The following is a 12,030-nucleotide window of genomic DNA, read 5'->3' on the forward strand; positions in this document are numbered from 1 at the left end:
TAAAATAGTTAAAAAGTACTAATTATTTGATTCTTGCCTATTTTTAAAGTTTGGCAATAATGACTCAACAATTTCTTTTGCTGAGATGGTATAGCGTACGCCAGAAAACATCACTGATGCATTTTCATCGATCCCTGTAATGCCCGTTAAAGTCCAGCCTTCACCTCTCTCTGGGCAGTAAACCTTTGTCGTTGGTGGGATAACGGTGAACTCTTGACTCATATTCATTCTCCAAAAATGCTAAATTATAAAGCAATGCAAGCGATCATAATATTGAAAGGTATATGTGCTGCAATAAGTGCTACCATTGCGGCAGATACTTAGACCTGAGCATTTTATGGAATTTGAAACACCAAGGCTAGTCATCAGGCCCATAAGGCACAAAGATAATCCGCAGTTATTAGCGTTACTTAATTTACCGCAGGTAAAAGCGTATAACGATTACGGCGATAACCTCACTGAAGTAGACCTTAAGTGCATGATCCAAATGGATATTGAGCGTCAATATGAAGGTATAGGTGGTCGTTTTTGCCTCGTGTGTAAAAGCACTAAAGCGGTGATTGGATGTATTGGTTTCTATCACGAAGACGGTGATATTGAGGGCCTACATATTGGCTATGAATTAATGCCTGATTATTGGGGTAAAGGCGTGATGTTTGAAGCTTTACGTTGTCTATTTGCAAACAAAAGCCAGGTTGAGTTTAAGCTCAATGTGGTTTTGGCGCATGTATCGGCTGATAATCTTCGTTCATTAAACCTACTCAAGCGTTTGGGGTTTTGCGCTGTTGGAAATAATCTGTATAAAATTGAGTTATAAAAAGGGCAACGTAATCGTTGCCCTAGTACAAATGTGAAAAGAGTTACGAAAGTGCTCGAATTCTTTCATCAAGTGGTGGGTGAGAAGCAAAGAAGTCTGCAATAGACTTACCTGAAGCAATACCAAAAGCCATCATTGAGCCTTCTAATTGCGATTCATGGTTGTGCTTCAAACGCTCTAATGCTGAACGCATTTTTTGCGCACCGACTAAATCCGCTGCACCTTTATCAGCTGCAAATTCTCGTTTACGACTAAAGTAAGCGACAACAACAGAAGCCAGAATACCAAAGAGGATCTGGAATATCATATCAAAAATAAAATATGTCCAGCTTCCACCTGACTCTTCTTCATCGCCATTCAAGAAGTTATCAACAATACCCGCCAATACTTTAGCGAAGAATATAACAAAGGTATTTACAACACCTTGGATCAAGGTAAGTGTAACCATGTCGCCATTTGCAACGTGCGACACTTCGTGCGCAAGCACTGCCTCTGCTTGGTCTTGATTCATGTTGTGGAGTAGGCCAGTACTCACAGCAACTAAGCTGTTATTTTTACTCGGCCCGGTTGCGAACGCATTCATTTCAGGGCTGTCGTAAATTGCAACTTCTGGCATCGCAATTCCTGCTTTTTTAGCTTGCTCTGCGACAGTAGAAACTAACCAATGTTCAGTTTCGTTTCGTGGTTGCTCAATAACATGGGCACCTGTTGATTTCTTTGCAATCCACTTCGACATGTAAAGAGAGATAAAAGAACCACCGAATCCAAATACGGCAGCAATAACCATAATGCCTGTATAGCTTCGGCTAGAAATACCAAACACAGACATTAAGATAGATAACACAATTCCTAACACAAGCATTACTGCTAAGTTAGTGATAAGGAATAAGATGACGCGTTTCATTTTGACCTCGTTAGACAAAAATAAGGAACTAAGTAACTTTTCCCAAGCACTTGCTTATTACACTAGTCCTAGATGCTTTATATGGTCAGAAGTTCAAAAGCACAAGTAAATTCGTATGAATATTCAATAAAGAACACATCATACAATTTATTGGTTAACCAGTTTCAACTTCTGAGATAGAGAATGCAGCATCTGGTCAACAGAACTATGCTCATTGCTTAACCCTTCTAATAAGGTCATAAAGTAGCAGTCCATCATAACGGTTGCTTTCAACTCATTGTATTCCTGCTCACTGAATAACAAGTGTTTGAACAAATTGAGTTGCCCCTTAAAGAATTCGCTATGCCAAATAATCCCACAAAGCAGCTCTTTACTGAAATCTCTATTGCTAAGATAAAAAGCAAATAAATACTTTGCATAGTGGCGTAACTTTAAGCTGGCACTATGCTGCTCATCTGATGTTTTCGCTTCATTAATTAGTTCATCTATTTGGTTATGCATTGCGACTTTGAGCATGTCGAGCTTAGTGGGGAAGTGAGAGAAAACCGTTCCCGTTGCCACGTTTGCTGCTTGGGCAATTTGCCGAGTAGTGGTGTTTTCAAAACCATTGTCTTGAAAAAGCTGCCAACTAGCACTGAGAATTTTATTGTACGTAATTTCTCTTTTTTTCATATGGTTACCTTTTTATTTGCGAAGAGAGTGTAGCACAATTCCAAATTATTTAAGAGATAAAGTTTGCAAATAGTGAGCGCGCTCATTATTATAATTGAGCGTGCTCATTAAATTTCAATAGGAGTTGTTATGCAATATTTGAGCTTATTCATCGGATACATCCTATTCATCCCTTTTATCTTTTTTTACAGCTATATTCTTGGCCCAGCTTTAAAAATTGTGCTGATCCCAGGTGGTCTCGCGGTGCTATGCCTAATTATGGGTCCCAAAACGTTTTTCTCTCACTTTAACCGTGCTAAAGCATTAAGTATTGAAGAATTGATAGTGTCTAAATAACTCAGGGTGTCATCGCGTGATAATTGCAATAAGTTGATTCTTCGCATTAAAGACGAACTCAGGTATAATGCCCGCAGCTAAGGTGTGAAGGACCTTAGCCCTGTATCGTTCAAAATTAGTCGAGGAATTATTATGACCGTTGGCATCATTATGGGCTCAAAATCAGACTGGCCTACAATGCAACATGCAGCTGAAATGTTAGATAAATTTGGTATTGATTATGAAACTAAAGTGGTTTCAGCTCACCGTACTCCACAGCTTTTAGCGGATTATGCTTCGACAGCAGCAGAACGTGGGATCAAAGTTATCATTGCCGGTGCTGGCGGTGCTGCACACCTACCAGGTATGGCGGCAGCATTTACAAGTCTGCCTGTACTTGGCGTTCCAGTAAAATCAAAAACGCTAAATGGCGTGGACTCATTACTGTCAATTTGCCAAATGCCTAAAGGTGTTGCGGTAGGTACGTTAGCGATTGGCGACGCTGGTGCTGCAAACGCCGGTTTGCTAGCAGCTCAAATTTTAGGTTGTCAGCAGCCTGAGATTTTTGCAAAAGTAGAAGCGTTCAGAAAAGAACAAACAGAAACGGTATTAGCTAATCCAGATCCTGCGAAATAACATGAATATTCTTGTTTTAGGGGCGGGACAGTTAGCCCGTATGATGAGCTTATCGTCAACTCATCTTGATATAAAAGTGTTGGCCTATGATGTTGGCAGTCAAACGGTAATAAACCCCGTTACCTTTGCAACAACACCAGAGTCATTACAGCAAGCCATTGACAATGCTGATGCCATCACTGCCGAATTTGAACATATTCCACATGATGTTTTAGCGCTTTGCGAACAAAGCGGTAAGTTCTACCCTGGCGCAGAAGCAATCGCCACCGGTGGTGATCGCGCGAAAGAAAAAGCACTACTAGATAAAACATCTGTTCCTTGTGCTCCTTTCAAAATCATTACGGATAAAGCGCATTTTCTCACTGCGATTGATGAGTTAGGCATGCCTTTGGTCGTTAAAACCTGTCAGGCAGGCTATGATGGGAAAGGGCAATGGCGAGTTAAATCAGAGTCTGAAATAGATAGTACTTGGGCCGAAATGTCCGAGTTTTTGCAAGCAGGCACTGAAGCACAGCCTCACTCTATCGTTGCTGAAAAAATGATACCGTTTGACCGTGAAGTGTCGATTATTGGTGTGCGAGCAAAAAATGGCGAATGTAAAATTTATCCGTTGACTGAAAACCAGCATACCAATGGTGTACTGACCTTATCAATTGCCGGGAAAGAGAAAGCCAATATTCAATCGCAAGCGGAAGACGCATTTGCGAAACTTGCGAATGCACTCAATTATGTTGGTGTACTTGCTATTGAGTTTTTCGATGTTGAAGGTCAATTATTGGTTAATGAAATAGCGCCTAGGGTACATAACTCAGGACATTGGTCTCAACAAGGTGCCCATGTAAGCCAGTTTGAAAACCATATTCGTGCCGTTGCCGGTTTACCGATTGGTGATACAAGGCTGCTTCGCCCAACCGCGATGATTAATGTTTTAGGGCAAAGTCACATTCCATCGCAAGTTCTTGCTGTTCCGGGGACAACCAGTCACTGGTATGGCAAAGATGCGAAACCGGGCAGAAAAATGGGGCATATCAATGTTTCAGCTGACTCACTGCATAAATTAGGTGAAGCACTGGCGGAGCTTGCTGACATCTTGCCTGAAGCAGACTACCCTGGGGTCATGGAAACCGCTCAGCAATTAATTTTGAATTAGTACTACTGTTTTTAGCAAAAAAGGTCCATTGTTAACTAAAAACCTAAGCTTCTGATAACTATTGAGTTAGCTCATTCCTTTATCGAAGAGCTCAGGTTGGATATAAAAAATTTAATTTTTTTACTGTAATTTTTGGAACTCTTTTCTGATAGTGCGGTCTACTATTGTGAGGCGCGGATAGGCCTCATTTCATACTCGTTGTCCATCAACGACTATGTGAGCGCAGAGAGTATTTGGCCAGCATCCCTATGCTGGCCTTTTTTTGTCCCACCCATTGTGCTTTTAATCTTAAATCTGTCGATATTCCGCTGGCTTTCTGCTTAAATTAGACAAATTTAACTATTATAAGAAAGTCACATGTTGAAACTCTCTCTTATCTCGATGGCAGTCGCTTCAGGTTTATTCCTTTCTGGTTGTCAGACCACTGAAGTAAGCCCAAAACCACAACAAGTTGAAGCCAATTCACCAGTCCCACAAGTTGTTGCCACTCCCGTTGATTTTGGTGGTGAGCAGATCACCCTAAAACAAGCAATGGCGCATCCTGATTGGTTGGGAAGACAACCAGAGGGCGCGTATTGGGGGGCCGATAGCAAAACCGTTTTCTATAAGCGTAAGCAAGCTGGTTCAGAGTTAAGAGATCTATTTAAAGTCAGTAGCGCACAAACAAGCGAAGCGGTTTCGCTGTCAGATTTGCATGCCGTTGGTGCTGCAAACGCGATTTATAATAAAGGTCGGACGCTACAATCTTATGAATTTAAAGGCAACATATTCGTTAAAAACCTGAAGTCTGGCGCTTTGACACAAGTTACTCATTCTTCGAACTATGAGTATGCACCGCAATTCTTAAGTGATAACCGATTAGCTTACCGTTCAGGCAATGCGCTATTTGCGTTCGATTTAGTCACTGGCTTAACCAAAGAGCTGGTAAAGTTACATTTAGCGGATAAGCCTGAAGGGGTGAAAGAGCCAAATGGATATATCGCAGAGCAGCAACACGAACTAATTCAATTCGTTGCGCTAACGCACAAAAACAGCAAAGATCGAGAAGCAAGAAATCAAGAGATAGAAGCGAATAACGCAAGTATCCAAGATAATCAGTTTTATCTTGGTAAAGGAAAAACACTTATCTCAGTTAGCTTAGCACCGACAGGTGACAAGTTAATCGCCGTGATCACCGATGATAAACCAAGCCGTTCAGACTCTGACATCATGCCTAACTACGTCAGTCAAAACGGTGACATTGATCCGGTAAAAGCTCGCCGCCGCGTTGCAGACACAAAACCAATGAGTTCTGATGTTATTTTCATTGATTTAGCAAAATCAGAGCAAGTCACGCTGAGCTATGATACTTTGCCTGGCTTTGATGAAGATGTACTAGCCGAGGTGAAACGCGAAAATGCTAAGGCAAAAGGTGAATCATATAAGAGTGAAAAAGCACCACGTGATATCAACTTGATCGACACATGGGGCTGGAGTCAATCCGCTATCCAATGGAATAGTGACGGTTCTCAAGTCGCAGTGATGCTTGGTGCTTGGGATAATAAAGACAGATGGTTAGCGACGGTTGATTTTGATAAACAACAATTCGTTTCTCAGCATCGCCTACACGATGAAGCATGGATCAATTACACCTACAATGATTTTGGCTGGTTAAACAACCAAGATGCTTTGTACTATCTTTCAGAGCAAACTGGATATAGCCAGCTTTATGTTAAGCCGCTTAACGGCAAAGCAAAAGCAATGACTTCAGGGAAGTTTGTGGTTTCTGAACCAACCTTAACCCTCGATAGTCAATTTGTTTATTACAAAGCCAATAAAGATCACCCAGGTTTATACGAAATTTATCGCGTCAATTTAGCAAGCGGTGAAGATGAGCAGTTAACTGATTTAGATGGCCTGACTGATTACCAGCTAAGCCCAGATGAGCAAAAGCTGTTGTTAACTCACTCAAAAATCATGATGCCTCCAGAACTTTATGTGGCGGATGCAGCGCCAAAAGCAGCGGTGTCACGACTCACTAATACGGTCTCAGATGCATTTTTAAATAAGAAGCTAATTGCACCTAAGATTGTCGCGGTTCCTTCAAGCCATCAAGGTGAGCCTGTCTACGCAAAAGTATATTACCCAGCAGATTATCAAGAAGGCGAAACGGGTAAGAATCGTAAGGCTGTGATCTTTAACCATGGCGCGGGTTATTTGCAGAACTCTCATATGGGTTGGTCTAACTACTTTAGAGAGTTTATGTTCCATTCACTTCTCGCGAGCGAAGGCTATGTCGTCATGGATATGGACTATCGTGGCTCTAAAGGTTACGGTCGAGACTGGAGAACGGCAATCTATCGTCATATGGGTAAACCAGAAATCGAAGATTTGGCAGACGGTGTTGAGTGGATGGTGAACAACGCTAATGTTGACCGTGGTGCTGTAGGTACTTATGGTGGTTCATACGGCGGCTTTATGACATTTATGGCGCTATTTACTCAGCCGGATCTATTCCAAGCAGGCGCAGCTTTACGTCCAGTCACCGATTGGGCCTATTACAACGACCCATACACCTCAAATATCCTTAATCGCCCAGATGTAGACCCAATTGCATACAAACGTAGTTCGCCTATCTATCATGCTGAAGGTTTGAAAAACAAGCTTCTGATCAATGCACCTATGGTTGATGATAACGTGTTTTTCCAAGATGTGGTGCGCTTGGTGCAACGCCTAATTGAGCTAGAAAAGGAAGACTTTGAAACGGCGATTTATCCAGTTGAACCGCATGGCTTTAGACAGCCATCAAGTTGGTTGGATGAATACCGTCGTATATACAAGTTGTTCAAAGAAAACTTGTAATCAAATGAGCGGATAAAAAAGCCAGCTTAAGCTGGCTTTTTTGTTTTATAAAATAAATAGATAACAGCTAAAACCACACCACCAACTGCACCAAATAGATGTGCTTCAATGGCGACTCTCGAGTCTATCAGTTTGGCTACATCTGCACTTGCACCCGCATATTGCTCCCAACATACCTTTGCCCACACACCAATAAACAACAGATATCCAGTTGTTAGCTTCCGCTTAATATCTTCAAGCGCTCCCCATACGATAAGCCCATGTAATAAGCCACTCAAGCCTGTATATACAACAATGTTTGGCGAAAATAGCAAGATCATGAGCCCGGTAAAGAGGCCAAGAAAAAGTACATTCAGCCAATATTTTCTTAGTCTTGTATATTCGGCATGTAATAGCCAAATAAATAAGATACCAAGCAGGTTTAGCATCAAGTGATACCAATTGCTATGGGTAAACTGGCCGCTCAAAATACGCCATAATTCACCTTCAGCAATCGCATTTCTGTCAAAATCTAAGTGCGGGCCAAGCCCGAACAACATCAGTATTGTTGACAATATCGCCAAAGACACAGGGCCAATGAGATATTCTTTGTTCGTTGGAAGTTCAAACATACGATTTCACGTTATTATTTTTGCATATTGTGCCTAATTGCTTTTATGATGCCAAATATAAGACGTAAGCAAAGTGGGGATTATGAAACATACACTTGCATCACTAACCGTGATTGCCGCATTCAGCTTTTCAACCAACACCTTAGCTGAGCAACAAAAAATCGAAATTAGAGAGCCGGAAGCCGCAACAGGTTTCCAATCTAAAGAAGCACGCACCGCAGAAAAGTACATGGTCGTTGCTGCCAATCCCTATGCGAGTAAAGCAGGTCAATTGATGCTCTCAAAAGGGGGAAGTGCGGTTGATGCCATGATAGCGACTCAACTTGTGCTTACCTTGGTTGAGCCGCAATCTTCGGGCGTAGGTGGGGGGGCGTTTATCCTGCACTACGACAAGAAAAGCAATGAATTAATTAGTTTTGATGGAAGAGAAACTGCACCAAAACTTGCAGGCCCTGATCTATTTTTAGATGATACGGGTAATGCGGTTAGGTGGATTGAGGCTGTTGTGGGCGGTCGCTCTGTTGGTGTGCCTGGCATTCTGCACGCGTTTAAATCAGCACATGACAAATACGGTAAATTGCCATGGCAGGAATTATTTAAACCAGCGATTGAATTAGCTCGAGAAGGATTTATCGTCTCTCCACGTTTAAATATGCTGCTTGAGAAAAAACTCAACCCAGGTTTGACAAAGCTCAGTCCCGCAAAAGAATATTTCTATCCGGATGGTAAAGCACTACAACCAGGGACCCTTAAAAAGAATCTGCCTTTGGCAAACCTATACTACAAAGTAGCAACACAAGGGATCCAAGCCTTTTATGAAGGGCAAAATGCCACCCAATTAGTGGAAGCTGTGCAAAAGTCTGAAATCGCACCTGGCAAATTGGCGCTGAGCGACTTGGAACATTATAAGAGCAAAACTAGAGACGCTATTTGTACGGATTATCGTGTATATAAAGTTTGCTCTATGGCACCGCCTAGCAGTGGTGGTATTGCCGTTTTGCAAATGATGAAGCTGTTGGAACCGTACGAGCTTGGTAAGTATAAAGCAAATGATCCAGAAGCCTTGCACCTCTTTACTCAAGCATCTCGCCTAGCGTTTGCCGATAGAGATTTTTACGTAGCCGATCCTGATTTTGTTGAAGTGCCAGCAAAAGCATTGCTTAACGAGCAATATCTATTAGGCCGTAGCAAACTTATCGGTGATATGGATAATCACGACTTTCCAATAGGCGACCCAACTTCGGGCACACTCGCTTATGCTATGGATGATAGTTATGAATTACCTTCGACCAGCCATGTGTCGATTGTAGATGCCGAGGGTAATGCTATTTCTATGACAAGCTCGATAGAAATGGCATTTGGCTCGACGGTGATGGTTAACGGATATTTGCTTAATAACCAATTAACCGACTTTGCACTTTCTCCAAAAGTAGGGGATAAATGGGTCGCTAACCGGGTAGAAGCAAACAAACGCCCAAGAAGCTCTATGGCACCCGTAATGGTGTTTAATAAAGATGGGTCGCTGAAATTGATAGTCGGCTCGCCTGGCGGTAGTCGTATTATCAACTATGTTGCTCAAACCTTAGTTGGTGTTCTGGACTGGGGATTATCTGTGCAGGCTGCGATTGATTTACCAAAAATCACCAATCGCAATAAGTACACAACGCTTGAAAAAGGCACTGAGCTGACAAAACAAGCACCTTACTTTGAGAAAAAAGGTCATGAAGTACAGATCCGTGACTTAAACTCAGGACTGCATGCCATTGAGGTTCGTGGAACACATTTAATCGGTGGCGCAGATCCAAGAAGAGAAGGTGTTGCACTCGGTGAGAGCAGCGAATAAGCCGTGGTTTCTTAAGTGCTTTTAGGCTATAATTTAGCGTTCCAGAAAAATGCGTTTAACGTGCTCTGGAGCGCGTTAATAATGGTCTGATGAGCACTAAATTCATTGTAATTTAATCCTTTTCGACAATAATGAACCCTTAGACTAAAAAATTAGTGTCAAGCTTGTAAATATGACTAAACAAACCGATCCAAATTATCTCTACATTCCCTATTCAGGTCCTACGCTATTAGAAACACCATTGCTTAACAAAGGGAGTGCATTCTCTCAACGCGAGCGTGAAAATTTCAACTTAGCAGGACTACTTCCTCCTCGTTACGAAACAATTGAAGAGCAAGTTGAGCGTTGTTATCAGCAATACTCAAGCTTTAGCGACAACCTAAACAAGCACATTTACTTGCGTGCTATTCAGGATAACAACGAAACGCTGTATTACCGTTTAGTACGCGATCATTTGGAAGAAATGATGCCAATCATCTACACCCCTACAGTAGGTGATGCATGTGAGAAGTTTTCAGATATCTATCGCAGCTCTCGTGGTTTGTTTATTTCTTATGAAGACCGTTATCAAATCGACGATATTTTACGAAATGCTACTAAAGGCAAAGTAAAAGTTATTGTGGTTACAGATGGTGAACGTATTTTAGGCCTTGGCGACCAAGGTATTGGTGGTATGGGTATTCCTATCGGTAAGCTGGCACTTTACACCGTGTGTGGTGGGATCAGCCCAGCTTACACGTTGCCTGTTATGCTTGACGTAGGGACAAACAACGAGAAGCTACTCAACGACCCAATGTACATGGGCGCAAGACACCCGCGTATCAACCAAGCTGAATATGATGAATTCCTAGATCTATTCATTAAAGCGGTGAAACGCCGTTGGCCTAATGTGCTGTTACAGTTTGAAGATTTCGCGCAACCTAACGCAATGCCACTTTTGAAACGTTACCGCGATGAAATCTGTAGCTTTAACGATGATATCCAAGGCACCGCTGCGGTTACTGCGGGCTCGCTGTTAGCCGCTTGCCGCGTGAAGGGGGCAAAGCTCTCGGAACAAAAAGTGGTGTTTGTTGGTGCAGGCTCTGCTGGCTGTGGTATTGCAGAGCAAATTATTAGCCAAATGATTTCAGAAGGGATAACCGACGAGCAAGCGAGAAGCCAAGTGTTTATGGTGGACCGTTTTGGCCTTCTGACAGAAGGCATGGAAGGGCTAAGAGATTTCCAAGAAGCGCTAGTTCAACAACAAGCCAACCTTACGGATTGGACATACAGTGGTGAATTTGCATCTTTATTAGATGTAATGCACTGTGCAAAACCAGACATCTTAATTGGTGTGTCAGGTCAAGCAGGTCTATTCACTGAGCAAGTGATCCGCGCGATGCATGCAGGGTGCGAACAGCCGATAATTTTCCCACTAAGTAATCCATCACGCCAAGTTGAAGCGCATCCAAAAGATGTGATTGAGTGGACTGATGGTCAAGCAATTGTAGCTACGGGAAGCCCATTTGAACCTGTGGTACATGGTGAGCAAACAATTATCATACCTCAATGTAATAACAGTTATATCTTCCCAGGGATCGGCCTTGGTGTACTTGCAGCTAAAGCGAACCGTATTACAGATAGCATGTTGATGGTATCGAGCGAAATGCTTGCTGAATCATCACCACGTGCTAATACGGGCAAAGGTAGCTTACTACCAGCCCTAACTGAAATTGAGCCGTTGAGTAAGCGAATTGCTTTTGCAGTTGCTAAAAAAGCAATGGAAGAGGGCGTTGCACTTGAAATGGAAGACGACGCAATTTGGGCAGCGATAGAGAAAAACTATTGGCTCCCTAAGTATAGAAATTACAAACGCTGTAGCGTCTAATTACTTTTACTTAGGGCCTGTTGATCTTTCAAGTTTGTTTTTGCAGCAGTTTGACTGGTATTTATACAAGGCAGAGCCTGCGTAGCATAGTTATTCTATGTAAGTCAGGTGATAACACAGTAGAAATGCCAGTCAAGCGCTGCCCTTTGGGTTCACCTGAGTGCGCTTTGTTCATTGTTGCTCAACTTTTGCCTAGATTACTAGGCGGCAAGTCGAGCGTCGCGACCAAAACACACTCAGAAGAACAAAAATCAAACAGCAAAGGTCAACAGGCCCTAGCTAAAACAGAAATCGCCGCCAACTCATATTGGCGGCGATTTTTGTTTATCAATCACGCGTAAAAGTTGAGAGTACCACATATAACTTCTCAGAGT

General features: G+C 42.4%; 12 protein-coding genes. 8 read left to right on the plus strand and 4 right to left on the minus strand.

Annotated elements, in window-relative coordinates:
- Window positions 1-18: 18 nt before the first annotated feature.
- The gene (locus L3V43_RS04850; RefSeq protein ID WP_010604778.1) at window positions 19-222 is read right to left on the minus strand and encodes a hypothetical protein; all 204 of its coding nucleotides are present in this window, start codon (window positions 220-222) and stop codon (window positions 19-21) included.
- A gap of 115 nt (window positions 223-337) precedes the next feature.
- On the opposite strand from L3V43_RS04850, the gene L3V43_RS04855 reads away from it, so the two are divergent.
- Window positions 338-817 carry a GNAT family N-acetyltransferase gene (locus L3V43_RS04855; protein WP_102056813.1) on the plus strand — a complete coding sequence of 160 codons (480 nt, stop codon included), beginning with the start codon at window positions 338-340 and terminating at the stop codon, window positions 815-817.
- Window positions 818-860: 43 nt separating this feature from the next.
- Here the strand turns inward: L3V43_RS04855 and htpX are convergent, their stop codons facing one another.
- Window positions 861-1,721 carry a protease HtpX gene (gene htpX / locus L3V43_RS04860; protein ID WP_010604776.1) on the minus strand — a complete coding sequence of 287 codons (861 nt, stop codon included), beginning with the start codon at window positions 1,719-1,721 and terminating at the stop codon, window positions 861-863.
- Between the two features lie 147 nt (window positions 1,722-1,868).
- Window positions 1,869-2,393, minus strand: a complete 525-nt coding sequence (locus L3V43_RS04865) for a TetR/AcrR family transcriptional regulator (protein WP_010604775.1) — start codon at window positions 2,391-2,393, stop codon at window positions 1,869-1,871.
- 129 nt (window positions 2,394-2,522) lie between these two features.
- On the opposite strand from L3V43_RS04865, the gene L3V43_RS04870 reads away from it, so the two are divergent.
- The 4 genes from L3V43_RS04870 to L3V43_RS04885 all read left to right on the plus strand — a co-directional run bounded on the left by L3V43_RS04870 (window position 2,523) and on the right by L3V43_RS04885 (window position 7,335).
- A complete protein-coding gene (locus L3V43_RS04870) occupies window positions 2,523-2,729 on the plus strand; it encodes a hypothetical protein (protein WP_010604774.1) in 207 nt (68 codons plus the stop codon).
- Window positions 2,730-2,861: 132 nt separating this feature from the next.
- A complete protein-coding gene (gene purE, locus L3V43_RS04875; RefSeq protein ID WP_010372883.1) occupies window positions 2,862-3,344 on the plus strand; it encodes a 5-(carboxyamino)imidazole ribonucleotide mutase in 483 nt (160 codons plus the stop codon).
- Between the two features lies 1 nt (window position 3,345).
- On the plus strand, window positions 3,346-4,494 hold the full coding sequence (locus L3V43_RS04880) for a 5-(carboxyamino)imidazole ribonucleotide synthase (RefSeq protein WP_237116040.1): 1,149 nt from the start codon (window positions 3,346-3,348) through the stop codon (window positions 4,492-4,494).
- 357 nt (window positions 4,495-4,851) lie between these two features.
- On the plus strand, window positions 4,852-7,335 hold the full coding sequence (locus tag L3V43_RS04885; protein WP_102056810.1) for a prolyl oligopeptidase family serine peptidase: 2,484 nt from the start codon (window positions 4,852-4,854) through the stop codon (window positions 7,333-7,335).
- Window positions 7,336-7,361: 26 nt separating this feature from the next.
- Here the strand turns inward: L3V43_RS04885 and rrtA are convergent, their stop codons facing one another.
- Window positions 7,362-7,946, minus strand: a complete 585-nt coding sequence (gene rrtA / locus L3V43_RS04890; RefSeq protein ID WP_010604771.1) for a rhombosortase — start codon at window positions 7,944-7,946, stop codon at window positions 7,362-7,364.
- Window positions 7,947-8,028: 82 nt separating this feature from the next.
- Between rrtA and ggt the strand changes: the two genes are divergently transcribed.
- From ggt to L3V43_RS23790, 3 genes are all read left to right on the plus strand, one after another.
- Complete coding sequence (ggt, locus tag L3V43_RS04895) at window positions 8,029-9,789, plus strand: gamma-glutamyltransferase (RefSeq protein ID WP_237116041.1); 1,761 nt, start codon at window positions 8,029-8,031, stop codon at window positions 9,787-9,789.
- 172 nt (window positions 9,790-9,961) lie between these two features.
- Window positions 9,962-11,656 (plus strand): NAD-dependent malic enzyme, encoded by a 1,695-nt coding sequence (locus L3V43_RS04900; protein ID WP_237116042.1) that lies wholly within the window; start codon window positions 9,962-9,964, stop codon window positions 11,654-11,656.
- Window positions 11,657-11,781: 125 nt separating this feature from the next.
- The gene (locus L3V43_RS23790) at window positions 11,782-11,997 is read left to right on the plus strand and encodes a hypothetical protein (RefSeq protein ID WP_323054417.1); all 216 of its coding nucleotides are present in this window, start codon (window positions 11,782-11,784) and stop codon (window positions 11,995-11,997) included.
- Window positions 11,998-12,030 lie beyond the last annotated feature (33 nt).

This window comes from Pseudoalteromonas sp. L23 (assembly GCF_021728455.1).
Lineage (GTDB): Bacteria > Pseudomonadota > Gammaproteobacteria > Enterobacterales > Alteromonadaceae > Pseudoalteromonas.

Coding starts and splice junctions, on each gene's coding strand:
- purE (WP_010372883.1), top strand. CDS start 2,862: ATGACCGTTGGCATCATTATGGGCTCAAAATCAGACTGGCCTACAATG.
- L3V43_RS04900 (WP_237116042.1), top strand. CDS start 9,962: ATGACTAAACAAACCGATCCAAATTATCTCTACATTCCCTATTCAGGT.
- htpX (WP_010604776.1), bottom strand. CDS start 1,721: ATGAAACGCGTCATCTTATTCCTTATCACTAACTTAGCAGTAATGCTT.
- L3V43_RS04865 (WP_010604775.1), bottom strand. CDS start 2,393: ATGAAAAAAAGAGAAATTACGTACAATAAAATTCTCAGTGCTAGTTGG.
- L3V43_RS04870 (WP_010604774.1), top strand. CDS start 2,523: ATGCAATATTTGAGCTTATTCATCGGATACATCCTATTCATCCCTTTT.
- L3V43_RS04885 (WP_102056810.1), top strand. CDS start 4,852: ATGTTGAAACTCTCTCTTATCTCGATGGCAGTCGCTTCAGGTTTATTC.
- L3V43_RS04855 (WP_102056813.1), top strand. CDS start 338: ATGGAATTTGAAACACCAAGGCTAGTCATCAGGCCCATAAGGCACAAA.
- L3V43_RS23790 (WP_323054417.1), top strand. CDS start 11,782: ATGCCAGTCAAGCGCTGCCCTTTGGGTTCACCTGAGTGCGCTTTGTTC.
- ggt (WP_237116041.1), top strand. CDS start 8,029: ATGAAACATACACTTGCATCACTAACCGTGATTGCCGCATTCAGCTTT.
- rrtA (WP_010604771.1), bottom strand. CDS start 7,946: ATGTTTGAACTTCCAACGAACAAAGAATATCTCATTGGCCCTGTGTCT.
- L3V43_RS04850 (WP_010604778.1), bottom strand. CDS start 222: ATGAGTCAAGAGTTCACCGTTATCCCACCAACGACAAAGGTTTACTGC.
- L3V43_RS04880 (WP_237116040.1), top strand. CDS start 3,346: ATGAATATTCTTGTTTTAGGGGCGGGACAGTTAGCCCGTATGATGAGC.